The organism is Paraglaciecola sp. 2405UD69-4, from assembly GCF_047525415.1.
Lineage (GTDB): Bacteria > Pseudomonadota > Gammaproteobacteria > Enterobacterales > Alteromonadaceae > Paraglaciecola.
In genome coordinates, this window is record NZ_JBLIXM010000001.1 from 1,067,778 (window position 1) to 1,093,627 (window position 25,850).

General features: G+C 38.9%; 22 protein-coding genes. 11 read left to right on the top strand and 11 right to left on the bottom strand.

Features of this window, described 5'->3' with window-relative positions; genetic code table 11:
• Positions 1–6 precede the first annotated feature (6 nt).
• Complete coding sequence (locus tag ACMUMK_RS04770; protein ID WP_414699978.1) at positions 7–531, top strand: hypothetical protein; 525 nt, start codon at positions 7–9, stop codon at positions 529–531.
• A gap of 90 nt (positions 532–621) precedes the next feature.
• On the opposite strand, the gene ACMUMK_RS04775 is transcribed toward ACMUMK_RS04770, so the two are convergent.
• Positions 622–2,382: an acyl-CoA dehydrogenase family protein gene (locus ACMUMK_RS04775; protein WP_414699979.1), complete on the bottom strand. Its 1,761-nt coding sequence runs from the start codon at positions 2,380–2,382 to the stop codon at positions 622–624.
• A gap of 132 nt (positions 2,383–2,514) precedes the next feature.
• The gene (locus ACMUMK_RS04780; RefSeq protein WP_414699980.1) at positions 2,515–3,048 is read right to left on the bottom strand and encodes an NUDIX domain-containing protein; all 534 of its coding nucleotides are present in this window, start codon (positions 3,046–3,048) and stop codon (positions 2,515–2,517) included.
• A gap of 133 nt (positions 3,049–3,181) precedes the next feature.
• On the opposite strand from ACMUMK_RS04780, the gene ACMUMK_RS04785 reads away from it, so the two are divergent.
• Both ACMUMK_RS04785 and ACMUMK_RS04790 read left to right on the top strand, forming a co-directional pair.
• On the top strand, positions 3,182–4,240 hold the full coding sequence (locus tag ACMUMK_RS04785) for an efflux RND transporter periplasmic adaptor subunit (RefSeq protein WP_414699981.1): 1,059 nt from the start codon (positions 3,182–3,184) through the stop codon (positions 4,238–4,240).
• A gap of 2 nt (positions 4,241–4,242) precedes the next feature.
• Positions 4,243–7,353, top strand: coding sequence for an efflux RND transporter permease subunit (locus ACMUMK_RS04790; RefSeq protein WP_414699982.1), 3,111 nt, complete (start codon positions 4,243–4,245; stop codon positions 7,351–7,353).
• Between the two features lie 23 nt (positions 7,354–7,376).
• Here ACMUMK_RS04790 and ACMUMK_RS04795 read toward each other — a convergent pair whose 3' ends face one another.
• From ACMUMK_RS04795 to rpsU, 5 genes are all read right to left on the bottom strand, one after another.
• On the bottom strand, positions 7,377–8,942 hold the full coding sequence (locus ACMUMK_RS04795; protein ID WP_414699983.1) for a sodium:solute symporter family transporter: 1,566 nt from the start codon (positions 8,940–8,942) through the stop codon (positions 7,377–7,379).
• Between the two features lie 103 nt (positions 8,943–9,045).
• Positions 9,046–10,911: an RNA polymerase sigma factor RpoD gene (gene rpoD, locus ACMUMK_RS04800; RefSeq protein WP_414700327.1), complete on the bottom strand. Its 1,866-nt coding sequence runs from the start codon at positions 10,909–10,911 to the stop codon at positions 9,046–9,048.
• 130 nt (positions 10,912–11,041) lie between these two features.
• Complete coding sequence (gene dnaG, locus ACMUMK_RS04805; protein WP_414699984.1) at positions 11,042–12,808, bottom strand: DNA primase; 1,767 nt, start codon at positions 12,806–12,808, stop codon at positions 11,042–11,044.
• Between the two features lie 133 nt (positions 12,809–12,941).
• Complete coding sequence (locus ACMUMK_RS04810; protein ID WP_414699985.1) at positions 12,942–13,403, bottom strand: GatB/YqeY domain-containing protein; 462 nt, start codon at positions 13,401–13,403, stop codon at positions 12,942–12,944.
• 79 nt (positions 13,404–13,482) lie between these two features.
• Positions 13,483–13,698 carry a 30S ribosomal protein S21 gene (gene rpsU, locus ACMUMK_RS04815; RefSeq protein WP_006991319.1) on the bottom strand — a complete coding sequence of 72 codons (216 nt, stop codon included), beginning with the start codon at positions 13,696–13,698 and terminating at the stop codon, positions 13,483–13,485.
• A 220-nt stretch (positions 13,699–13,918) separates the two neighbouring features.
• Between rpsU and tsaD the strand changes: the two genes are divergently transcribed.
• Positions 13,919–14,932: a tRNA (adenosine(37)-N6)-threonylcarbamoyltransferase complex transferase subunit TsaD gene (tsaD, locus tag ACMUMK_RS04820; protein WP_414699986.1), complete on the top strand. Its 1,014-nt coding sequence runs from the start codon at positions 13,919–13,921 to the stop codon at positions 14,930–14,932.
• 135 nt (positions 14,933–15,067) lie between these two features.
• Entirely contained in the window at positions 15,068–16,513 is a 1,446-nt protein-coding gene (locus tag ACMUMK_RS04825) for a hypothetical protein (protein WP_414699987.1), read from the top strand.
• A 20-nt stretch (positions 16,514–16,533) separates the two neighbouring features.
• On the opposite strand, the gene plsY is transcribed toward ACMUMK_RS04825, so the two are convergent.
• On the bottom strand, positions 16,534–17,136 hold the full coding sequence (gene plsY / locus ACMUMK_RS04830) for a glycerol-3-phosphate 1-O-acyltransferase PlsY (protein ID WP_414699988.1): 603 nt from the start codon (positions 17,134–17,136) through the stop codon (positions 16,534–16,536).
• 76 nt (positions 17,137–17,212) lie between these two features.
• Between plsY and folB the strand changes: the two genes are divergently transcribed.
• The 4 genes from folB to ACMUMK_RS04850 are packed head-to-tail and all read left to right on the top strand — an operon-like array spanning position 17,213 to position 19,262.
• Entirely contained in the window at positions 17,213–17,572 is a 360-nt protein-coding gene (gene folB / locus ACMUMK_RS04835; protein ID WP_414699989.1) for a dihydroneopterin aldolase, read from the top strand.
• Positions 17,572–18,090, top strand: a complete 519-nt coding sequence (gene folK, locus ACMUMK_RS04840) for a 2-amino-4-hydroxy-6-hydroxymethyldihydropteridine diphosphokinase (RefSeq protein ID WP_414700328.1) — start codon at positions 17,572–17,574, stop codon at positions 18,088–18,090. The genes folB and folK overlap by 1 nt, the downstream gene beginning before the upstream one ends.
• The gene (locus ACMUMK_RS04845) at positions 18,087–18,887 is read left to right on the top strand and encodes an undecaprenyl-diphosphate phosphatase (RefSeq protein ID WP_414699990.1); all 801 of its coding nucleotides are present in this window, start codon (positions 18,087–18,089) and stop codon (positions 18,885–18,887) included. The genes folK and ACMUMK_RS04845 overlap by 4 nt, the downstream gene beginning before the upstream one ends.
• Positions 18,888–18,896: 9 nt before the next feature.
• Positions 18,897–19,262 carry a histidine triad nucleotide-binding protein gene (locus ACMUMK_RS04850; RefSeq protein ID WP_414699991.1) on the top strand — a complete coding sequence of 122 codons (366 nt, stop codon included), beginning with the start codon at positions 18,897–18,899 and terminating at the stop codon, positions 19,260–19,262.
• 47 nt (positions 19,263–19,309) lie between these two features.
• Here ACMUMK_RS04850 and ACMUMK_RS04855 read toward each other — a convergent pair whose 3' ends face one another.
• Positions 19,310–20,992, bottom strand: a complete 1,683-nt coding sequence (locus ACMUMK_RS04855) for a dipeptidyl-peptidase 3 family protein (RefSeq protein WP_414699992.1) — start codon at positions 20,990–20,992, stop codon at positions 19,310–19,312.
• 270 nt (positions 20,993–21,262) lie between these two features.
• On the opposite strand from ACMUMK_RS04855, the gene ACMUMK_RS04860 reads away from it, so the two are divergent.
• The gene (locus tag ACMUMK_RS04860) at positions 21,263–22,099 is read left to right on the top strand and encodes an HDOD domain-containing protein (RefSeq protein ID WP_414699993.1); all 837 of its coding nucleotides are present in this window, start codon (positions 21,263–21,265) and stop codon (positions 22,097–22,099) included.
• 67 nt (positions 22,100–22,166) lie between these two features.
• Here the strand turns inward: ACMUMK_RS04860 and rdgC are convergent, their stop codons facing one another.
• Positions 22,167–23,069 (bottom strand): recombination-associated protein RdgC, encoded by a 903-nt coding sequence (rdgC, locus tag ACMUMK_RS04865; RefSeq protein WP_414699994.1) that lies wholly within the window; start codon positions 23,067–23,069, stop codon positions 22,167–22,169.
• 131 nt (positions 23,070–23,200) lie between these two features.
• Positions 23,201–24,922 (bottom strand): sensor histidine kinase, encoded by a 1,722-nt coding sequence (locus ACMUMK_RS04870; protein WP_414699995.1) that lies wholly within the window; start codon positions 24,920–24,922, stop codon positions 23,201–23,203.
• Positions 24,923–25,140: 218 nt separating this feature from the next.
• On the opposite strand from ACMUMK_RS04870, the gene phoB reads away from it, so the two are divergent.
• The gene (gene phoB / locus ACMUMK_RS04875) at positions 25,141–25,830 is read left to right on the top strand and encodes a phosphate regulon transcriptional regulator PhoB (protein WP_414699996.1); all 690 of its coding nucleotides are present in this window, start codon (positions 25,141–25,143) and stop codon (positions 25,828–25,830) included.
• Positions 25,831–25,850 lie beyond the last annotated feature (20 nt).

Here is a 25,850-nt window from a genome sequence, read left to right on the forward strand (position 1 = left end):
ATAAATATGAAAATTAACAAACTAATAGCCGTTTTTACCTTATTAATAGGCTTTCAAGCTAATGCGAATATGATTGAAATTCAAGTGGACAAAAATGCAGTTAATGTTGGTGAGGTTGTGAATGTAACTTTGCTGGCAAATATTGAGGATGCCATTGATGAGTTTGATTTTGATTTTACTTTTGATAATAGTGTTTTTGGTTTTGTATCTGACTCTGAGCAAACAGATTTGACAGAGGGTTACTTGTCAGTATTCGCTGCCAGCGAAAATCTTGTGGGCTTAGGTCTTGGTTACATTAATTTTGAAACTGCTGTTCAAGGTACATATTCAATTACATTTCAATTAGTTGGTTTACTGACTGGCTCAAGTGAGTTCGGCTTAGACGTGAATACGTTTCAAGACTTTTTCGGTGGTGCTTCATATACGGTAGACCCAGTTACTTCAACGACAGTAAATGTTTCTGCTCCGGCAACATTAAGTTTGTTTGGTGTAGTTGCATTAGCTTTATTCGGTTTTCGCCGTAAAGCGTAAATCTGAATAAGCAACATTCATTAAAAAAGGCAGTTGATTGTAAAATCAACTGCCTTTTTGTTTACTGACTATCAGTGAGTGTATGAGCGCTTATAAATAATCGAACTCGTTATCTGCTAATGCCATTAAATCGGCTGCGCTGTCTAGTAAATTGGTTTTATATAAGTCTCTTCTTGGTAATATTCGTTTTATAAAAAATGCACAGGTATTTGTTTTGCCTAACTTAATTTTACTATTAGCTGATTGTGTCGCGGCATCTGCCATGCTTAACCAGATGACCCCTAATAAACTATAGGCGCTATAATTCATAAAGTCGTAGGCACTGGCTGCTAAATCAACAACATTTAACTGTTTAGTTTGAACAGCGGTTTGTTGCCATTCATTCAAAATTTCTAAGGCTTGTGTTTTGTTCGGTGAGTCTGACATTTCTGCTATTTTATTGCTAAATAAGTCATAGGTATCTTGCAACATATTGTTTTTGTCGCGGGCGAGCTTTCTGGATATAAGGTCTAAAGCTTGAATGCCGTTAGTGCCTTCATATAGCTGAGTTATTCTGGCGTCTCTGACTAATTGCTCCATGCCCCATTCACGTATGTATCCATGGCCGCCGTATACTTGTATACCTAAGTTACTCATTTCAGTAGCCATATCTGTCATAAAGCCTTTGACTATAGGAGTTAAGAAAGAAATAACATTTTTAGCTTTGCTCTTATCCGAGTCAGTTCCGAATCTCTCAATATCCATTTGTTGTGCATAAAGTAATGCTAATGCGCGACAGCCTTCTGAAATTGACTTCTGAGTAAGTAACATTTTGCGTACATCTGGTTGATGTAAGATAGGATCGGCTTTTTTACTTTGCTCTTGTATTCCTTGTGGAGCTCGAGATTGAAGGCGCTCTCTAGCATAGGTTAATGCCCCTTGATATGAGGCTTCTATAATGCCTAATCCTTGTAGGCCAACTTGAAATCTAGCGTCATTCATCATAGTAAACATACAAGCTAAGCCGTTGTTGGCTTCACCCACTAGAAACCCAGTTGCATTGTCAAAGTTCATGACACAAGTTGGGCTTCCTTTTAATCCCATTTTTTTCTCTATACTGCCAACTGTGACCGTATTTCTGGCTCCTAAAGTACCGTCATTTTGAGGCATAAATTTAGGTACCAAAAACAAACTAATGCCTTTTACTCCTTCTGGAGCCTCTGGCAGGCGTGCTAATACCAGATGGACTATATTGTCGGTCCAATCTTGATCACCAGATGATATAAAAATCTTACTACCTGTTAAGCGATAATTACCTTCATCCGAAGGTACAGCTTTAGTACTAAGCAAACTCAGATCTGTGCCAGCCTGTGGCTCGGTTAAGCACATAGTGCCTGCCCACTCGCCTGATATCATTTTGGTTAAATAGGTTTGTTTAAGTGCGTCACTAGCATGCTTAGTAACAGCGAGTATGGCACTTTCGTTAAGCATACCCGTTAAACGCCAACTCACATTTGCAGAGTCGAGCATTTCATGAACAGGTACGGCCATAGTGTTTGGTAAATCTTGTCCGTCGTAATTGACGTCGCCTAACATGGCGTTCCAACCGTTGGCTATATATTCTTTATAGGCTGAAGCAAAGCCGTCAGGAGTAATGACACTTCCATTGATAAGCTTGGCACCTTGTTCATCTCCTTCACGATTAAGTGGAGCAATGACATCTTCTGCAAACTTAGCTCCTTGATTTAATATTTCATTTACCAATTCGGTATCAAAGTCTTGAAGACCTAGAGTTTGATAATGAGCTGAAAGCTTTAACCATTCATGAAGTACAAACTGCATATCATTTAGTGGGGCGTTATATTGAGGCATAATAATTCTCTACAAATGAAGTCATCGGACCATTATAAATAGAAAGAAATAGTTTGGGTGAATAAAAGTGTGGGGTAAATATTGATTTTATTTATAGTTCTGCAGAATGTTTATGAATGATTGGCAATTGTTCTAATTCTCAGGTTTGCTAGTTTCAGTCTTTTCCATTTCTATAAAGGCTTCTCTTATCTTCGGAAGTTCTATGGCTGCGGTAAAATTGTTTTTCGTGAGTTCAAAAGGATCAACATATTCTATATTTTTTACTTTTATATTGGCCCATTCAGGAACACTAAGCCTTTCAATTTGTTGAGAAAGTTCATCGGTTAGATGGCAAGTAAAATAATGAGTATTGTCAGAGGCAATTACTAAAAGCTCAGCAACTTCTACGTTTAATCCGGTGTTTTTCCATACTGCTTGGTGAGCCGTGCACTGAGCGCTTTGAGATTTCTGCGCTTTGCCTTGTGGGATATACCAGTCATCGCTATCTTCGTACTGTAAAACTAATAATTTGTTATCTTTCGAAACTAGGCACACTGCCGGAGCTGGGGCTAATTCGTTTAGAGAAGGTTTAATTCTGCATGCAGGGTTCGCTGGGATTTCTTTGCTACATCCAGTGATGACTATTAAATTAAACAGTAAAGTTATGAGTGATCTATTTTGCAACATGTTAACTATAATGACGTAACTCGTTTAGGTCATTATCACACTAAACTATCCTTCCCCATAATTATTTGTTTGTGCCATTTACGGTACGTTTTTCGGGTTGTTAACTTACTCGATACTTTTAAAGGTAATATCAATGTCTAAAGGACTTAAATTTTCTCCATTATTAATTGGCCTAGTGGTATGTGTAGCTTTGGTTGTGTATTTATATTTACCAAAGGAAACAGAAGAAAAATCACAAACTGAGTTTGCAGCTAGCGTGGTTACTCATGTTGTTAAAAAAGAAGAGTTTGAAATTTTAGTTGAGGCTTTAGGTACAGCTACAGCGAATGAGTCTGTAATGATCACCGCGCAAACCTCAGACGTTATCCAAAAACTTCATTTTGAAGACAGTGATTTTGTTAAAAAAGGGCAGTTATTAGTTGAGTTAAATAACAAGGTAGAAAAAGCTCGCATTGCCGAACTTGATGTCAGTTTAAAAGAAGCAGAGCGTCAGCTTAAGCGTATTAGTGATTTGGCGAAGAACAATGTTGCATCCGAGCAACTACTTGATGAACAAGAGGCAAAGGTTAAAACGCTTACTGCCCAGTATGTTGTATCAGAGACTCAACTTAAAGAGTTACAGATTAGAGCCCCCTTTGATGGATTACTGGGAGTTAGGGAAGTTAGTATCGGTGCATATGTTGAACCCGGTGACACCATTACAACATTAGATGATTTAAGTACCATAAAAGTTGACTTTGATGTGGCTGAGGTCCACTTATCAAGTATTGCAATCGGTCAAAATATTCGTTCTACCTCTATTGCTTATGCCGATGAAACTTTTGAAGGGAAAATTGCAAGCATTGGCTCTCGAATCGATTCTTCAACCCGTTCAGTAAAAGTGCGCGCAGTTATTGATAACAAAGACCTTAAGTTACGCCCAGGGATGTTGTTGCAAATTCTATTGCAAAAGCAGGTGCTCAACACCTTAGTGTTGCCAGAATCGGCTCTAGTACCAGTTGAAGATAAGCAATTTGTATTTAAAGTAGAAGATAACAAAGTGTCTAAGGTAGAAGTTGAAGTAGGTAGTAGGAAGCCCGGAATAGTTGAAATCACCAAAGGCCTTAAAGCAGGTGATGTTGTTGTGACTGAAGGTACATTAAAGCTTCGAGATGGTTCGAGCATCAAAGCCGTTAACAGTAGTGAGGCTTAAACATGTTTTTATCTGATGTATCTGTTAAGCGTCCAGTTTTTGCTTCTGTAATTAATTTAGTTTTGGTGGTTTTTGGGATTGTTTCTATCACCTTTTTAAGTTTAAGGGAGTATCCGGATGTTGATCCTCCTATAGTCTCCATAAATACCAACTATCCTGGTGCTTCATCATCCATAGTTGAAACTCGAATTACGCAATTATTAGAAGATAGAATAAGCGGTATTGAGGGTATAAAAAGTATTACCTCGACTAGTAGTAATGGTCGTTCGCAAATTAGTATTGAGTTTAACCTATCAAGAGACATAGATGCGGCTTCTAATGACGTTAGAGAGCGAGTTAGTCGAGCATTGAATAACTTACCAGACCAAGCTGAGCCTCCAGAGGTTTCTAAGTCAACATCAGATGATGACGTAATAGTTTGGTATAACTTACGTAGCGATAACTTGTCTGTGATGGAACTGACTGATTATGCTGATCGCTTTATTGTTGATCGTTTGTCGGTAGCAGAAGGAGTCGCACGAATTCGTATTGGTGGTGGCCGAAGTTATGCTATGAAAGTGTGGCTTGATCGTAACGCTATGGCTGCTAGGCAGATAACTGTTACAGATGTTGAGAACGTGATTCGTTCAGAAAATGTTGAGTTGCCAGCGGGTGAAATTGAGTCTGTTAATCGTGATTTTGAAGTTCGTGTAGCGAGAAGTTTTTTAACTCCAGAAGACTTTGCAAATTTGACTGTAAAAGCCAGCGCAGATGGTTATTTAGTTAAACTGGGTGAAATAGCAAGAGTTGAATTAGGTGCCGAAGATGACGAAACAGAGTTTCGTGGTGGCGGCGTAAATATGATTGGTCTTGGGATTATAAAGCAATCTAAAGCCAACACACTTGAAGTCGCCAGAGCTGCGAAAAAAGCCATACAAGAAATTGAAGAAACTCTCCCAGATAATATTTTTATTGTGCCAAGTTATGATTCTTCTGTTTTCATTGAAGCATCAATAAACGAAGTATACGAAACCCTAGCCATAGCTATGTTAATGGTTATTTTGGTTATCTACATTTTCTTGGGGAACATCCGAGCGACCTTGATTCCAGCTGTTACCGTTCCGGTTTCATTGGTGGCAGCATTCATTGTGATGTATGCATTAGGCTTTTCTATAAACTTGCTAACCTTACTTGCCTTAGTATTAGGCATAGGTTTGGTGGTAGATGACGCCATAGTTGTACTAGAAAATATCTCAAGAAGAATTGAGCTGGGCGAGCCACCAATTTTAGCGTCTTACAGAGGGGCTAGAGAAGTAGGATTTGCCGTAGTCGCTACCACATTAGTACTCATTGCTGTATTTGTTCCCTTAGTGTTCTTACAAGGGAATATAGGGCGGCTGTTTACAGAGTTTGCATTAGCAATTGCTGCAGCTGTAGCTTTCTCAAGTGTTACAGCATTAACCCTTTCACCTATGATGTGTTCTTTGTTGCTTAAAAAACGTCAAAAGAAAAGTGGTTTTTCATACTGGGTTGATCGTAAATTTACTCGAATAGAAAAAGGGTATTACAACGGGTTAGGAGTAACAATTCATCAACCATGGCTAATGGTATTGCTGGTGGTTGTTAGCATGATTGCTTTGGTCAAATTGAGCCAAGTACTACCCGCTGAATTTGTTCCTAAGGAAGACAGAGGAAACTTCTTCATTCGTGTACAAACGGCAGAAGGCTCAAGCTTTGAAAGCAACTCAGCCAACATGAAGAAAATTGAAAAGATAATGTTGGAGTACTCAGCAAGTGGAGAAGTGGATCGTGTTTTAGTACGTGCTCCTGGGTTTGGGGGCTCTGCCGGGGTCGGCATAGTAGGTATGCCTTTTGACAGAGAGCGGAAACGATCTACGTTTGAGCTAATGGAAGAGATGAGTAAAAGGTTGGCTGAGATCCCTGATGTACGCGCTTTCGCCATTATGCGTAGTGGTATTGGTGGCGGCGGACTAACCAGGCCAGTACAGTTTGTGCTTCAAGGTAATACCTATGAAGACCTAGTGCGTTGGCGCGACATAGTTTTAGAAAAAGCCAGAAGTAATCCAAACTTAGTTCGTGTGGATTCTGATTACAAAGAAACTTGGCCACAATTATTAGTTAATATTGATAAAAATAGGGCTGCGGACTTAGGTGTATCTATTAGCGATATTGGTCGTACATTAGAAACAATGTTAGGACAAAGGGTCGTTTCTACCTACCTGGATAAAGGCCAAGAGTACGATGTTATAATGGAAGGTGAGAAGCTAGACTATAGAAGTCCGCAGAGTATAGAAAATATCTATGTGCGCTCTTCTCAAAGTAATCAGCTTATTCCTTTAGATAACTTGCTTACAATAGAAGAAAGAGCTACATCGTCTCGTTTGAATCGTTATAACCGCATGCGCAGTATTACTATTAGCGCAAATTTAGCTGAAGGCTATACAGTAGGTGAAGCCCTTGATTATCTAAATGATATAGTGAAAACAGAAATATCTGATCCTGTGTCAATTGATTACAAAGGTGAGTCTCAGTTATACAAAGAGTCGGGCAACTCAATTCTATTTATATTTGCTTTGGCACTTATCGTGACTTATTTAATTCTGGCGGCTCAGTTTGAAAGCTGGATCCATCCATTAGTGATAATGTTAACTGTGCCCTTGGCCTTAGTTGGAGCCTTTGTTGGCCTGTACTTCTCCAATATGACTTTGAATATTTATAGTCAGATTGGATTAGTCATGTTGATAGGTTTAGCCGCTAAAAATGGTATTTTAATAGTAGAGTTTGCCAATCAGTTACGGGATGCTGGTATGGAGTTTGAAAAAGCACTGAGAACCGCTGCATCGCAAAGGTTAAGACCAATTGTGATGACAGGCTTTACGACTGTTTTTAGCTCCTTACCTTTGGTTTTAGCGACAGGCGCGGGGGCAGAAAGCCGCACTGTTATAGGTGTTGTGATATGTGCTGGTGTATTGATTTCAGCGTTCTTAACACTGTATATCGTGCCGACAGCTTATTATTTGTTCGCAAGACATACTGGCTCTCCTAACGAGCGGGCTAACACCATTGCGCAGTTAGAAAAGGACATACCTTATCGCAAGGGCGAATTAGAATAAGTTAAAAGCCTGCTTTTGTAGGGTTACAAAAGCAGGCTTTCAAATATCAAACATCCCCCTAACAAAATACCAAACCAAACAACTAGTGCTGTAGTGTTAAAAGCAGACATAATTTTTACTGGACGGGTAAAAAATGCAGTGTTTGAAGTCTTCGGAGATAGAGCATTAAGCATACAAGCCAGCCCTAAGGTACAAAGGAAGCCGCTGAGGTTCCACCAAAACCAAAAAATATGAGGCTGATAAAGCCACAAATAAATGTTAGATAAAACACCTAAAATTAGTCCTGTGTTCACCTGCTGAGCATTAATTCTTGAAGTACAGATCCCCAATATAAAAGTCGCTAAGATTGGACCGAAACATACAGAACCAATTTTATTGATAGCTTCAATTATGGTAGGCGCTATATCGCCAGCATAAAATGATAAGGTTAAGGTTACTCCGCCCCAAAAAATGCCGGCATATCTAGCCACTTTTAATGAGTTCTTACTAGATAGAACTTTCCCTGTGATACGACTGAAATCTTCAACACTGACAGCAGATAAACTATTAATAGCTGAACTTAAAGAAGACATGGCTGCAGCCAATACGGCCACTAGCAGCAGCCCTAACACTCCATTAGGAAGGTAGTTAATCATGAATATTGGCATCATCCAGTCAGGATGTTCTGCTGGGATCTGCGATATGAAATCAGGTGTGGTTAATGCCAAGGTTCCTATTATTAACCCTGCGGTACAATATATTAGTGTAATAGGGAAACGTAAAAAGCTAGCAGTTATGATTATTTTTTTTAAGTCGGTAAGGCTTCTAGCTGCTAAGGAGCGTTGCGCCTCTGATTGATCACATCCGTAATATGAAGCGTACAGAACGATACCACCGAAAATCATGGGCAATAATCCAAAGCCTTGGCCGTCAAAACCATAAGATGAAAGGTTAACCGTATTGAGCCTTTGTGTGTCTACCAGTGCTGAGAAGTTTGACCATCCTCCTATGTGATAAAGGCCGAATGCTAAACATGTTAAGGCACCTGCAATGATAAGTATCATCTGTATGGCATCACCATAGACCACAGCTTTCATGCCACCCTGGAGAGAATAAATAATAGTAATCACACCAATTATGAGCACGCTTTGCCAAAACGCGAGTCCCAATGTGCTTTGGAGAATGATAGAAATGGCGTAGATCATAATAGCGGTAGCGAAAGAGCGGCTAATTTGAAATACCATACTTATTAGTAGTCGTGATGAGCGTCCAAAACGTTTTTCTAAATAGTCATAGACAGTAATGACGCCAGCGCGATACAGGGTAGGGAGTACAAAATACAGTAGTGCCAACATAGCCAAAGGCAGTGCTAGTTCGTAAGATAACCAAATTAAGCCTCCGCCTTCTCGAAGGCCCACAAATGCGGGCGCTGAAATAAAGCTTACTGCTGACAACTGGGTCGCCATAATAGACAAGGATAGTGGTTTCCAGCCCAGCTGGCGATTAGCCAAAAAGTAGTCTTGTGAACTCACTTGTTTTCTAAACACAAACCCCATGATTAAAAGGCCTGCTAGATAAGTGGCAATGATTAAATAATCTAAAATGTTCATCAAACCGTACTTTATTTGCTAATTTATTGATTTACCTTACAAAAAATAACGCATAAAAAAAAGCCCCAGTATCAACTGGGGCTTTCTATTAACTTAGTAACACTTACTCGTCTAAGAAACTTTTTAGTTGCTCTGAGCGACTAGGGTGACGTAATTTACGTAACGCTTTCGCTTCAATTTGACGAATACGCTCCCTGGTTACATCAAACTGCTTACCTACTTCTTCTAAGGTATGGTCAGTGTTCATATCAATACCAAAACGCATTCTCAATACTTTAGCTTCTCTCGCAGTTAAGCCAGCTAACACTTCTTGAGTAGCATCTTTTAAGCTACCGCCGGTGGCAGAGTCTAAAGGCTGAATAATAGTACTGTCTTCGATAAAATCACCTAAGTGCGAATCTTCATCATCGCCTATTGGCGTTTCCATTGAGATTGGCTCTTTGGCTATTTTTAATACCTTACGTACTTTATCTTCCGGCATTAACATACGTTCTGATAACTCTTCAGGAGAAGGCTCTCTTCCCATTTCTTGTAGCATTTGACGTGAGATACGATTCAATTTATTGATCGTTTCTATCATATGTACAGGGATACGGATAGTTCTGGCTTGATCCGCAATTGAACGGGTAATAGCTTGACGTATCCACCATGTTGCATAGGTTGAGAACTTATAACCACGGCGATATTCAAACTTATCTACAGCTTTCATTAGTCCGATGTTACCTTCTTGAATAAGATCCAAGAATTGTAAGCCTCGGTTAGTGTATTTTTTGGCGATTGATATTACCAAACGTAAGTTTGCTTCAACCATTTCCTTTTTAGCGCGACGAGCTTTTGCTTCGCCGATTGACATACGACGATTGATATCTTTAATGTCAGCGATAATGAGGCCGGTTTCTTCTTCTACCGAATTCATTTTGCTAATAGCTCTTTCAAGCTCTTCTTGATGAGCGCGCATTTCTTCTGCATAAGGTAGCGCAGAGTCAAGTATCTCGAATAACCAGTCAGTTGACGTTTCGTTGCCAGAGAAAGCTTTTATAAAGTCTTTCTTAGGCATTTTTGCCGTCATAACACAGTGTTTCATTACTATGCGCTCTTGAACACGGATTCGGTTCATCATGCCGCGCATATTTTTAACCATGCGATCAAACTGCTTAGGTGTGAGCCTAAACTCTTTAAATACTTCGCTTAACTCATTTATTTGAATACGTGATTCTTTGTGAGAACGACCTTTAGTCGCAATGATATCTCGTACTTTTTCATATTGAATACGAAGGGCTGTGAATTTTTCACGGGCTAGCTCAGGATCTGGTCCTGTATCTTCCTCTTCCTCTTCTTCGTCGTCAGGATCGCCATCTTCGTCATCTAGCTCTTCTTCTGATAACTCAGAACCAATATGGGTTGCCGTTGGAGCAACGTCTTGTTCGTTTGGATCAACAAAGCCAATGATTATGTCACTTAGACGTATTTCTTCAGCTTCAAATAAATCCCATTGGTCTAGCAAATGAGTAATCGCTTCAGGATACTCAGCTACTGAGCATTGAACTTGATTAATCCCTTCTTCTATACGCTTGGCGATTACAATTTCGCCTTCACGGGTTAGTAGCTCTACTGTACCCATTTCACGCATATACATACGGACTGGATCGGTAGTTCGACCAATTTCACTTTCAACTGTTGCTAATGCAGCTGCTGCCGCTTCTGCCGCTTCTTCATCAGTATCACTTTCTTGCATTAAAAGTTCATCTGAATCAGGGGCTGTTTCGAAGACCTTGATCCCCATATCGTTGATCATACGAATAATGTCTTCAATTTGGTCTGAATCAACAATGTCTTGTGGTAGGTGGTCGTTAACTTCCGCGAAAGTCAAATAGCCCTGTTCTTTACCTTTAGCAATGAGGAGTTTAATCTGCGACTGCTTGCTTTGCACCATATAACTTACACTTCTCGAATTTGGTTTAACATTTATAAAAATCTCTTTGATGGGAGATTTTTACAGTATCTTGTTGCATTTACCCAGTAATAATAACTTCAGTTACTTCGGCCTTAGCGAATTGGCCAGTATAGCAGACTCACTATGCATTGGGCTATATGTTGGGTCATTTTTGTTCTTTTACAAGTAGGTTTAGCTCTTGTTTTTCATCTTCGCTTAATTTGCTTACCCTAGACTTGGTAAATAACTCATCCATTCTACTTTGAAGATGCCAATCTAGTAGTTTAGAAAAGCTATCTTCAAATACTTTTTGCTGGTTTTGATCTGCATATTCCCATGCCAATAATTTAGATAAATGGGGGCCATGTGGATGCTCTCTAAAATACTCTAATACATTTGCTGTTTTTGCAGTGGGATGTTCCAAGCAATATCGATAAAGCTCGTTGAGTAAGCTAAGGCCTGGAATATTAACCGCTGATAACACACTTGGGTCTGCAGCTGGACATACTGAGGCGAGACTAGGTTCATCTAGCAGTAATCGCAACATCATACGTACTGGGGAAATGGTACTTTTATTTAACTTGTTAAAGTCTAGTTTCTTTGGACCTTGATGCTGATTGGCTTTTGCAATATCTCGCTCTAACCTGTGCTTATTTTGATCCCCCATATAGTTACTGAGGTCAGACATAAGAATATCTCGAATATTGTCACCAGCAATTTGCTCTATAAGCGGTGTTGCTTCAGTTTTGAGAGCTGCTTTTCCTTCTAGGCTTCCAATATGGTGCCTTTTTAATAGGTTATCGAAGAAAAACTTAGACAAGGGAACGGCGTCAGTATTTAGCTTACTTTCAAATGCTTCTTTACCTATTTGGCGAACTAAGGTGTCTGGGTCTTCGCCATCTGGTAAGAATAAAAACTTCATTTCAACGCCGTCTTTTAAATAGGGGAGAGCGCTTTCTAGTGCTCGCCAAGCGGCTTCTCGACCAGCTCGGTCTCCATCGTAACAACAAATTACTTCGCTCGTTGCCCTAAATAACATTTGAATGTGTTCAGCTGTTGTAGCTGTTCCTAACGATGCCACAGCATAGTTAATACCAAATTGACCTAGTGCTACAACATCCATGTAGCCTTCAACTATGATGACTTTGTCTAAGTTACGGTGAGCTTGTTTAGCTTGATAAAACCCATATAACTCATGGCCTTTATGAAATATACGAGTTTCAGGAGAGTTAAGGTATTTAGGCCCTCCATCTTCCAGTACTCTTCCTCCAAAACCAATTACACGGCCGCGTTTATCCCGTATCGGAAACATAATACGGTCGCGGAAAAAATCAAACCGGCGTCTATTATCGTTCTCAGTAATGAGTTTTAAGTCGAGTAACTGTTGCTGTGATTCTGGGGTGGCTCCAAATGTTCTGAGTACGGAGTCCCATTCTGAAGGGGCATATCCCATGTCGAATGCTTTAACAATCTCACCGCTTAAGCCTCGATTTTTTAGGTAACTGACAGCTTTCGTTTTCTCTGGGTGGACTCTAAGTTGTTGAGAAAAGTATTTTGCCACTTTCTCCATTAGCTCATAGTCGTTCTCTTTTTGCTGCTTTTGAGCGGCGCTAGGTGCAGGAGAGCTACCTTTTTCTCTTGGAACTTCAATACTGTGGTATTGAGCTAACTCTTCTATGGCCTCGGGAAACTCTAAGCGGTCAAATTCCATTAAAAATGTAATGACATTACCGTGAGCTCCGCACCCAAAACAGTGATAAAACTGTTTATCCTGACTAACCGTAAATGAAGGGCTTTTCTCGTTATGAAATGGGCAACAGGCTTGATGGTTTCGCCCTGCTTTTTTTAACGAAACTCGGCTATCTACAATCTCAACTATGTCTGTGCGAGCAATAATATCATCTATAAACTCACGGGGAATACGACCAGACATGGGACCTTCTTAATAGAAAAAATGGTTTATTATAATGCCATAGACCTTAGTAAACTGAGACATAATTTCTTGGCAAAATAAAAAAACCGCAATTAATGCGGCTTCTTGGAACTTCATTTTAGATTGCTAGATACTAGGCTGTAAGCTTTGCTTTAATTTTACCGCTTAGCTTGCCCATGTCGGCTCTACCTTGAACTTTTGGTTTGAGCCATGCCATAACTTTACCCATATCCTTCATGCCAGAAGCGCCAGACTCTGCCATTGCCTCAACAATTAGCGTGTCTAGTTCTTCGTCGCTAAGGGCTTTAGGTAAAAACTCTTGCAATATAGCAATCTCTGCCAGTTCAACATCAAGTAAATCTTGACGACCAGCAGTCTCATATTGACTTGCTGCATCTTTTCGTTGTTTTACCATCTTAATTAAGATGGCTAAGACACCTTCATCATCTAAGGCAACATAATTTGGATCGGTACGACCATCAATCTCATGTTGTTTTATGCCTGCTAGAGCCATACGAACCGTACCAAGACGAACTTTGTCTTTGGCGCGCATTGCTTCTTTTTGGGCAAGTTTTAAATCATCTAGTAAAGACATGTAATGACTCAATGAAAAAAGGTATGTGACAAAACAACTAGATGCGCGCTAGATAAATACAGCGCGCATTAGAAGAGATCTAGTACAATCTGATACGACGAGCGTTTTCGCGAGATAACTTCTTCAAAAGACGTTTCTTAGCGGCAGCTTTCTTACGCTTACGTTCCCAAGTAGGTTTTTCAAAAAATTCGCGACGACGAACTTCAGAAAGTACACCTGCTTTTTCACATGAACGTTTAAAACGACGCAATGCAACATCAAAAGGTTCGTTCTCTCTAACTTTAACGATTGGCATTAAAATCTCACCTCAAAAAATAATATAAACTTTATCGGACCGGCACAAATATTAGCCAGCTCGGTTAAAAATGGTGCGGAATTCTAATCATATCCACAGCTTTTGTAAAGCCTTAGCTTTGTTAAAGTGCGAATTTATTCAAACAAACCCACATTAAATTGGCGCTTTTGGCTGCAATCAGTAAAATGCCAGCAAATTATATGTTACCGACTCAGAGAATATGCGCGTTTTAGGAATTGAAACTTCATGTGATGAAACTGGTGTGGCTATTTATGATGAGCACCAAGGGTTATTGTCCCATCAATTATATAGTCAAGTAAAGCTGCACGCTGATTATGGCGGTGTTGTGCCTGAGTTGGCCTCAAGAGATCATGTGCGTAAGTTAATACCTTTGATTAAAGAGGCTTTAAAAGAAGCTAATTGTTCAGCACAAGAGCTTGATGGTATCGCTTTTACAAAGGGGCCAGGCTTAGTAGGTGCTTTATTAGTAGGTTCATCAGTCGCTCGAAGTTTAGCTTATGCTTGGGGTTTACCGGCTGTAGGTGTACATCATATGGAAGGCCACTTACTCGCTCCTATGTTAGATGAACCAATTCCAGAGTTCCCATTTATTGCCTTACTGGTTTCAGGCGGGCACTCAATGATGGTGAAAGTAGAAGGAATTGGCGATTATGAAGTGCTAGGGGAGTCAGTTGATGACGCAGCTGGTGAAGCCTTTGATAAGACAGCAAAGTTATTAGGCCTAGATTATCCAGGGGGCCCGCTATTGGCAAAATTAGCTGAAAAAGGTGAAGCTGGGCATTATGCCTTTCCTCGGCCAATGACCACAAAACCTGGGTTAGATTTTAGTTTCAGTGGCTTAAAAACATTTACAGCCAATACTATTCGAGATTCCGATGGTTCAGAGCAATCCAAAGCAAATATTGCCTATGCTTTTCAAGAGGCTGTTGTTGATACCTTAGCCATTAAGTGCAAACGAGCTCTAAAACAAACAGGAATTAAACGTTTGGTCATTGCTGGTGGAGTGAGTGCAAATACTCAATTACGTCAACAGCTTGCCATTATGATGAAGAATATTAAAGGGGAGGTCTTTTATCCCAGATTAGAGTTTTGTACGGATAATGGTGCCATGATTGCTTATGCTGGGTTACAAAGATTAAAGGCTGGCGAAACTGAAAATTTGGCTACTAAAGCTAGACCTAGATGGTCTTTAGAAGAGCTTTCAAAGATCTGAAGTTTTTCATTTATAAGCAGCGGAGTGACGCTTTTGGTGGCTTTTCTCTACTAAAGTATGTATAAAAAATTACCTCATTAACTTTGGTTCTATTATACAATATATTGATTTTACTAGTAATTTAAAGGGAAGCTTGTGCCAAGTAGACTAAGCCGTATTAGCTATACTGAATCAGTGGTTGAGTTGAATAGACAAATACACTCGGTCAGCAAACAAGCCACCTCTTTATATCAACAAGCGGCTAGTTATTTTGCAGGAGTTGATAAATATAAAACCTTAGTATCAGAGCTAGAAACACGCTTGGAGCAAAAGCAGCGGCAATTGTTAACCGTTTCAGCTATAGACAAAGCTAGGTTGATTGAGAGTATTAGCGTTATTCAGCAGCGATTAGATAACATCAAATCAGAATTTGAAAGTAAGCGTTTACTACGACTTGATAGTGCTATTTCAGTGTGTAGCAAAATACTTGAGATGACAGAGAGTCACAATTTCGAAGGTACGCAGCTAAAAAGTGCTAAATTTCTAGGCACGATTTTATTGCTCTCCCCAGGTAGAGGTAAAAAGTTATCCGAATTACACCAGCGATTTAAGCCTGCCTATAAAGCTGTTTTAAGCATACGTTTGCTTGATAAGTTGATAAAAGACGGAAACCTAAGACATAGTTATACCCTTAAACATTACGATGTAAATACTCGATACGAAAAACAATCTAGTTTCAGCAGCCCTTATTCTCAAAGTGTGGTTTTACCCATAATGCTTACTGCTTTGTTTCAAGATATAGGGTTTCAGCATCCTGATGTCATTGCCATAATGAAGGGAGATGGCAGTCTCGACGAATTTAGGCCTCTACAGCCAGAAGAGCGTAATCTAATGTTAAAATTGGGCTACAAATACGCAATTGATTACCTACAAAATGGTTTAGGTTTGCAGGAATACACGGGGAATTCAAAGCTTGAAAAAGAACGTTTTACTGTTTTAGAAAAGTCACGAGTTAAATTTCAATTGGAGCTGTTAAAAGATGCGCTTAGCTCAAAAATTGGTATCGGCGATATTATAAAAATACCTCAAGTTTACACATCAGTAGTATTATCCACTAAGCGCAATTTTATAAAAAAAGACCTGCCAAAGGCAGCTAAAATTATTTCACAATTAGCACTAAATTCGTCGGTTAACCTGAAGGCTGCTGAGGCATTTATTAGCATTGTAGGGCACTTTCCTCAGGGGTATGGTGTAACCTTAATTCCTAAGAACTTGCAGGGTGTTGAATTAAATAATTATGAGTACGGTATTGTAACTCGGTTAAATCCTTCGAACCCAGACGAACCTATCTGCAAAATAGTCACACGAAATTTAACTTACATTACATCCGGCGCCACCACCAGTATCAAAAAAGATTGTAATTTACATTTTAATGTTGCCCGTAATAAATTATCAAAAGTTGACGCCGCACGGCTTAGGAATATTATGCAGACTTTGTCTTATTCATTTAAAGCAGACGATGTAGACAACCTAATTCCCTCTCTTTGGGAACCATATGAGTATTTTTCAGATGTGAAAAATCAGAGTTTATGGAAAAAATAAGGTGTATTTTATGAAGCACTTTAGCTGTGTGGGGGCTTTTTATCGGTAACTTTACTTTCTTGCCCTTCGATTAACCTGACGATATTGTCTTTATGACGAAATATTATTAGCGCACTTAAGATCCCAACAGGTAAGGCAAATTCAGGTTTAAACAACATAGTAAAAAATGGCGCAAGACTAACGGACAGTATTGCTGCTAACGATGAATATTTAGTTAAATATAATATCCCACACCAAGTAATAATTACTAACGCTGCTAAGTCTAACCCCAAAGGTAATATGGCACCAAAAGCTGTTGCAACGGCTTTCCCCCCAGAGAAATTAAAAAACAGTGGGAACATATGCCCTAAACATGCAAATACCGCAATAAAAGCTAGGTATATTGGTTCTATGGACAGGTGATAACTCGCATAAACGGGGACAGTACCTTTTAAAATATCGAAAACTAATACTAAGCTCGCTGGAAATTTTCCCCCAATCCTAAGGATATTCGTTGCTCCTGGGTTTCTAGAGCCACTAGTTCTGGGATCTGGTAGTCCGAACAATCGGCTCACCAAAATAGCACTGGATACTGAACCCAATAAATATGCTGAAGCAAACATTAATATAGTTAACGCTGTCATGTACTTGTATTAAATAAATAAGTTACAATCATTGAAGAATATAACAATCTCCCAAAAAATACAGCGCGGATCATTGATGGATAAAATTTATATCGAAGGGCTTGAGGTCTTCTCGCTTATAGGTGTGTACGATTGGGAAAGGCAAAATAAGCAAAGACTGCTTATTGATGTGATACTAGATGTTGACTTAGCAAAAGCTGCAGAAACCGATGATGTTAATTTTACACTTAACTATGCTGTAATTGCACAAGGGCTAATTGATGTCGCACTAAAAAGTGAGTTTAAACTAATTGAAGCCTTGGCTAGCCATATGCTCGATTGGTTATTAAGTTCATTTCCAACCTTGCAAAAAGCACAACTGAAATTAAGTAAGCCTGATATTTTAGCTAACGCAAAAAACGTTGCCGTAGAGTTTTCAAGAGAGCAATCACATTGATCCCCAAGATTAAGCCTTCCCATACTATTTTTATTAGTATTGGGAGTAACGTTGATAAAGAGATAAACACCAAAGCAGGACTGAACAGCCTTTCTTTGACTTTCGATGACCTTGTTTTGTCTGCTGTTTATGAAAGTGAAGCGGTTGGCTTTGAAGGGAGTAATTTTTATAACCTAGTTGTAAAAGCTAAAACTTCATTAGCTGTTGAAGAAGTATGCAGAACCTTAAAAAGTATTGAGAAACAACATGGACGAAAACGAAGTGAACAAAAGTTCTCACCAAGAACCCTAGATCTAGATTTATTGTTATACGACCAAGTTATTTTAGAAGAGCCGGTAGAGTTGCCTCGTCCAGAGGTATTATATAATGCCTTTGTTTTAAAGCCACTGGCAGAAATTGCGCCAGAAGTTAAGCACCCAATTGTAAACAAAACCTATGCTGAATTATGGCATGATTATGATAAAAGCTTGCAACGTTTGTGGGCGATAAACTTTGAATGGAGTCCAACTAGTATATGACTATTTTTGAAATTATTATCTTGGCAATTATTCAAGGATTGACCGAGTTTCTACCTATATCCAGCTCTGCACACTTAATTTTGCCTTCAGAGGTTTTGGGGTGGAGTGATCAGGGTTTAGCCTATGATGTTGCGGTACATGTTGGTAGCTTGTTAGCCGTTATGATTTACTTTCGTAAAGACATTTGGCGTTTAATATGCGCATGGTTAAGTCATGGTCTTACTAAAGAACAAACTAATGACAGTCGCTTAGCATGGTGGGTGATTATAGGGACTGTGCCAGCGGTATTGTTTGGTGTGGCTTTCAAAGATTTTATAGAAGTATATGGTCGCTCTGCTTTAGTCATTGCATGTACCACAATTGGTTTTGGACTATTGCTTTGGTATGCAGATAGCAAGGCTAAACAAGTTAAAACTATTGATGGTATTACTTGGAAAAATGCAATTTTTATAGGCCTTGCACAAGCTGTCGCAATTATCCCAGGGACTTCTCGCTCGGGGATCACCATGACTGCAGGGTTACTTATTGGCCTCAATAGAGAAAGTGCGGCACGTTTTTCATTCCTGTTGTCTATCCCTGTAATACTGGGAGCAGGACTATTAGCCACCTTGGATCTTTTAGAGGCCTCTGATGCAGTAGATTGGAACGCATTACTATTTGGTGCCCTGTTCTCGTTTATTAGTGCCTATGCTTGTATTTATTTATTCTTAGCTTGGATTTCTAAATTAGGTATGTTGCCCTTCGTTATTTATCGTTTGATATTAGGTGCATTGTTACTGTTGTTCGTTTTTTCATAGAGGTTAGGTATGAGTGAAACTATTTTTACAAAAATCATTAATAAGGAAATACCAGCAGAGGTATTGTACGAAGATGAGCTAGCCCTTGCCTTTAACGACATTAGTCCTCAAGCCCCAATTCATTTTCTGGTGATCCCTAAAAAGCCGATAGCAACTGTTAACGATTTAGAGCCAGACGATAAGGCTTTACTCGGTCATTTATATTGGGTAGCGGCTCATATTGCGAAAGAAAAAGGATTTGCAGAGCAGGGATATCGTGCTGTCATGAATTGTAATGAGGACGGAGGCCAAACTGTTTATCATATTCATTTACACGTATTAGCCGGTAAACCTTTAGGCTGGCCGCCCTATCAAGAAAAGCTTAAAAGTATCTAAAATAAAAATAGCAGCGCTTAGCTGCTATTTTTATTTTAGATGTGGGCTTATAGCCCTAAAACACTTGTTCCTTGTTCAAAGTGGATATCAACAGGAATATCAGCCTTAGTTAGCCTATCAAGATCTTGTTGTAGTTGCGGTTTAATAGTGCCCATTTCAGTAACTAACTTGGCGACACCTGTATAGTTTCCATCGCCTTGCAACGTTAAGATTTTATTAGATAAAGAGTTTACCGCCTTGGACATCTTCTCCATATCTATTTTGTAAAACCCATTTTCATCTCTACTGAATGCTTGATGTTCCTTAAAATAGTTAAAACGGATCATATTTGCTTTCCCGTGAGCACTAGATGCGCCAAAACGTACCGAGCGAAAGATACTTGCCATAAAGGTGACATAATAATCTTTGAGAACACCTTCTGTGATTGCGCCTTTCGTTAGTAACTGCTCTACCATGTATAAACCTAAGATATCGGCTTTGCCCTCTTCTAAAGCTGAGGCATGTTCTTTAAGAGCTTGCCTAACCGTTTGTTGCGTACCTAAAACAGATTTTACTCCTAAGCCATGAGCAACCTCATGAAACATAGTATTTGCAAAGAAAGCATTGAAGGTTATATTTTTACGTTGTTCTGGGGCAATTAGCTGTTCAGATATCGGCACCAGTATATTATCGAACTTAGCTTGCATGGCATTTTTGAGTTGTAATCTGCGGGTCCCTTTTTGTAATTGTACCTCTTCATCATTTGGTAAATTTATAGCAATAGTTTTGCTGCCTGCGTTTGAGTGCCCGGCATAATAAATTACATCATAGGCATTCAGATCTGCATTTGCTCCGGGCATTTGGGCCTTGTATTTTGGAGGTACTGGAAGCCCTTGTTGTAACTCAGGTAAAAACGCAGCGTATTTACTTAATTTTTCACTCCAAGATAGGTCTTTCAATAGTACATAGGCTTCAAAAGCAGCGCGGTAGCCAAATAATTGGTCTTCATAGGTTTCTATAGGCCCGTAAACTAGCTCAATAGGATTGGATTTCATATCCATCCACGCAAAGTCAGAAGTTTGGTAGTCATCATTTAATAGGGCTTTTGCTCTAAGTTTTAGATAGTTAGCGAAGCTTGTGTCATCCGCTAATGTTGCTGCTTTTTCTAATAAGCTTGCCGCTTCTGACAACTCAGTGGCAAAGTACTCTGAATAAGGAATACTAATTAATTTCCCCTTTTTATCCCGGCGAACCATGGAGTAAAGGCCTTTTTTGTCAGCAAAGTTAGTTGCTTCAAACTCGGCTTTGGTCATATCTTCTGGGTAAAATTGCGCTCCTAATGCTTTAGGGGAGGTGTTGCTTAAAAAAGGTGTATCGCCATTTAGGCGATCCCAAGGGCCGTAATTAATTCTGCTAAAATCTTTAACACTAGGGTCTTTAATACTATTTAAAAAGATATCTTTATTACCCGAGTATGCTTGTTGCCAAAATAAATCATCCATGATTTTAGCGGCTTCAATTAGTACTCCTAACATTTCTTTTTGGTTTGCGCTTAGGTGGCTCGTATCTGCTGTTAAAGAAACTGGATAATATATATTCAATCGAGACTTTTGTTCTGCAATTAAGGTTTGTTCTGTGGTTTGACTAGGGGCACTTGTGCTCTCATTTGAAGATGGACCACAGCCACTTAATATAGTTGAAAAAACACCCAGGATTGCAATAGAAATATATGATTTTGATAGTTTTTTCACTTATTTACCTTTTTTAGTATTGTTTTTATTGATTTAGATTGTTTTAACTAAAATATAACAAAAATTTTAGCTTCTAAAGTGCTTGTCATCGCTAGATAGCCCTTAAAAATATGCTAGCATTTGCTTAACCTAAATATTTTATTGTTTAACTCGAATTTAACGCTAGTTAAGCTGTTTAATTGTAGTAACAGGCTGCTGGTTACAAGGCTACTTAATTTTTCCAAGTAGTTGCGTATTTTAAATACCATAATGTGTAAGAAAGGAAAATATATGGCTACAGAAAATGCTTTATTGACAATATTGGCTGACAAAATCAATAACGACACTTTAGTTCTTCCCACCTTGCCTGCAATCGCCTTAAAAGTAAGACGTGCTGCAGATGATCCTGATATCAACCTCAATGCAATGTCTGATGTTATTGCCCAAGACCCATCATTGAGTGCTCGTATGATTAAAATCTCCAATAGTGCTTATTTGGGACGAGCGGTGAAAGTTACTTCAACGCAGCAAGCGGTCACTCGTATCGGGTTACGCCAAATAAAGAATATTTCAACTGCATTAGCAATGGAGCAACTTTTTGTATCTAAAAATCCAGTTGTAAAAGAGCATATGGAAGCAGCTTGGTCTAATACTGTTGACGTTGTTGCCAATTCTTTAGCCGTGTTACAAGTTCATATTAAAAAAACTAAGAATAGAAGCCTAAATATCGATTCTGTTATGTTAGCCGCATTAGTGCATAACATAGGGATATTGCCGATTTTGACTGAAGCGGAGCGTCATACAGAGGTGTTTGCTAACGCTTCATTTTTAGACGTCGCTATCAATAAGCTATCTGGTCGCATTGGCGCAAGCATAATGAAAGAATGGGGGTTTGAGCCAGAGTTTGTTGAGGTAGCCGAATATTGGGCAAACATGTCTGTACAGTCAGAAGGTATTTCCTATTTGGACATTGTTCGTTTAGGGGCGGCATTTTGCGGTAAGTTAGAAGAAAACAAAGAAGATGTGTTTAAAGCAGCTATTGAGAAAGGTGTAATAGATGACCTGTCCGAGTTATTAACGGATGACTTCGAAGAGTTTAAAGCGAGTGCCAAGTTAATTTTCGAATAAATTAGGCTACTCAGGGGAAGGTGCAGTCGTGATTAATAACATTTATAACGACTGCACTAACTTATCCTTATTCCTCTTCACTCAAAGGAAATATTTCTTTTAATCTCTTTGTAAATCGTACTATTTCACCAGACATTAATGCGAAGTTTGCATCCATTCTTGCAAGCATTTCATCTTTAGGAATATCATCATTTTGCTCCCTTATTAGGTCGCTAAATTTAAGGCGTTTAATACTCAAGTCTTCTTGGATAATTGCACTAAAGGTTTCATCCCATTCGATAGCAATTTTTTGTACCGACTTGCCAGCTTCTAAGTGTTGGGCAATTTCATCACTGTACAAATCTTGATTTTTGCATCGAACAATAGCGCCATCCTCTTCTAGGGCTTTAAACTCGGCTTCTTCTAAAACACTGATATCATTTGGTGCTTTGTCTTCACTTAACCAAGAAGTGAGTTCTGCCTGAACCGATTGTCTAGCTAAAGGCATAACTGGCAATGAACCTAAGGCTTTGCGTAACATAGCTAAAAATGCCTCTGCCTTACCATCTGAAGACGCATCAACCACGACTAATTTATCAGCCATTGATATAAAACCATGGGTGAAACTGTTTTTAGTAAAAGCCTGAGGAAGAAGGCGGTGGATGATTTCTTGCTTCATATCTTGCTGGGCTTTTTTGCCAACAGGGGAGCCAGTTTCAGCTTCAACTAATGCCACTTTATCTGCTAACTCTGCATTGACAACAGCTGCGGGTAAAATTCGTTCTTGTTTTTTCAAGGTTAACCATACTCGGCCTGATGCAGCATGTAGTAAGCTGTCTCCTTGATTAAATGGTGAGGCCCAACCCATGGTAGCTAACTCTTGGCTGCCACAAGGTCGAAATATAAACTCTCCTAGCTTGTCTTCAATGTCTTGCTCTTGAAAGTCTATTTCTTGTGTAATTGCATAAAGTTTTAGGTTTTTAAACCACATAAAGTAACCACTAATAAAGTTAACATCTAAGAAAAAGATGTAAGTAAAAAAGGTCGTAGAGACTAACAGGAATTTGGCATATTCGCTATTGGGATTAAGGTATTACTCTTAGGCTAAAGCAATTACTTAAACTACATTGGAATAGATATTTTGTAATGTAACCCTTCTCCTACTTTGCTAGAAGCTTGGATATCGCCTTTTAGCGTTTGAGTGACAAGATTAAACATAATATTTGTGCCTAAACCGCTTCCACCTTGCCCACGCTTAGTTGTAAAAAATGCATCGAAGTGTTGCTTAAGGTTAATTTCGTCTAAGCCTTTGCCATCATCTGAGTAATTTATCAGTAGGTTATTATTTTCTTGGCTGATATTGATTTCGATGGAACCTTTGGGTTTATTTTCAAAGCCATGGATTAAGGAGTTCATTATCATATTAGTGAGTATTTGTGCTAATACTCCGGGGGCACACTTAATAGTTAAGTTATCAGGGCAGTGTACGTCAATTGTATGCTGCGTTTTTTTAATGCTAGGTGCTAAGGATTGGATAACTTCAATTAGGTATTCACTAACATTAATTTCTCTTTCTGCCTCACTGGTTTGGTCAACAGCTACTTGCTTAAAGCTTGAAATTAAATCCGATGCTCTATTAAGGTTATTGGTTAGCAGTGTAATTGTTTGTTGTGCTTCAGATATAAAATTAGACATAGTGCTGCCTGTTAACTTTTTATCTTCATAGGCTAATTTCAATTTGTCTAATCTGTCTTGTAAGAAACTAGTAGCGGTTACACCGACACCTAAAGGTGTGTTCACATCGTGGGCTATCCCAGCTACTAGCCCCCCTAATGAAGCCATTTTAGCTGACTCAACTAGTTGGTCTTTGGCAAGTTGAATGGTTTCCATTGATGCAGCAAGTTCTGAGTTACGTTTACGAAGTTCGTCTTCTATAAATTGTCTATTCTCGTTTTCTTGACGCAGCTCTCTTTGGTTTATTAGCAGTTCATCTTTTTGTTGTTCAAGGTCGAGCATGATCCTACTCAAGGTCGCTGTTTTTTTAGCTACGTCTTCTTCGAGTGATATATTTTGGTCATCTAGTCTCCGATTAGCTTGGCGCAACTCATTTTGCGTGCCTGCTAATTTGGATTGATATTCGATAATTTCATCAATGAGCTGGTTATATGAGGTTTCTAATACTTTTAACTCGTTGTCTTCATTAATACTCAAATCTAATTTAGATGAATTAGGATCATTTAAGTTAAAGTCTGTAATTTGTTGGGTAAGTTCATTTAAAGGATTTGTGAGCATAGTGCGAAAGGCACTCATAAATAGAAATACTAGAAAAGCAGTCTTAACAATAGCGTTTCCTAGGAGAAAAAATATGCCTACTTCTATACGGCCAAATATTATGTCTGAACTTGAATACAAAGTAACATCGCCAACCAATGAGGTTCTTCCTGAAAACTCAAATATTAATGGAAAACTATAACCGAATGTGCCACCTGAATGGTCCCTTACTACCCCTTTGGTTATAGATTCGTTACTTAATTCAGAGGTACGTCCTAGGTTAGAAATATAGTTGCCGTTTTCATCTCTGATTTGAACCCCTTCAACTATTGGGAGCTCCATTAAACCCACTGCGATGGATTTTGCCTGTGGGGTGTTAAGCTCCCATATTGCTCGGGTAAGACTAGTACTAAATGTGTTTTTAAGAGTTTGCAGTTCACTTTCAATATGACTTTTAGCGTTTAGGTATTCGGTAAAAACTTGACCGGCGGTTACAATCAAAGTTAGTACAAAATATACAGATAATACTCTTGCTAATAGCTTTTTTGATAACCCCTGTTTGGCACTAGTCATTTTGAATTTTTATTCCCTAAAATCAATTGGCAAATGAAGAATATGCGGAATTATAAAAATACACAAGCGGTCCTGTAGTCCGACTTAAGAGTATAATCATACCAATCTTTTCTATATTTATTATGTAGTTTATATAAACTTAAATACAAACCTTAATAAAAGTGTCATAAATAGTATGAATAATCGTCCGCGTTGTTGATGTGCTAAGGAACTCCAGAATGGCAAAGCGAATATTATTAGTAGAGGATGAAGCGCCTATCCGAGATATGTTGAAGTTTGTACTTGAACAGTCGGGTTATGAAGCAATTGAAGCCGAAGATTATGACGTGGCTTTAGATAAGATTGTTGAGCCGTACCCAGATTTAATTCTTTTGGATTGGATGCTGCCAGGAGGCACAGGTGTACAATTAGCTAAAAAGCTTAAGCAGCATGAGTATGCTCGAGACATACCCATCATTATGTTAACCGCTAGAGGCGAAGAAGAAGATAAAATTAGAGGGTTAGAAGCAGGTGCCGATGACTATGTTACTAAGCCTTTCTCTCCTAAAGAGTTAGTCGCAAGGGTAAAAGCCGTAATTAGAAGGGTTACCCCAACCTCTAGTGAAGATGCTATCGAATTTCAAGGTTTGAAACTTGACCCAGTGTCACATAGGGTTACGTCTAATGATACCCCAATAGATATGGGGCCTACCGAATTTAAGTTATTACACTTTTTTATGACCCATGTAGAGAGAGTTTATAGTAGAGAGCAATTACTCGATAATGTTTGGGGCACAAATGTGTATGTGGAAGACAGAACTGTAGATGTGCATATAAGAAGGTTACGTAAAGCTTTATCTGTTTTTGAACATGACAATATGATCCAAACAGTTCGTGGTGCTGGTTATCGTTTTTCAAGCAAAATTTAATATTGCACTACCTTAATTAT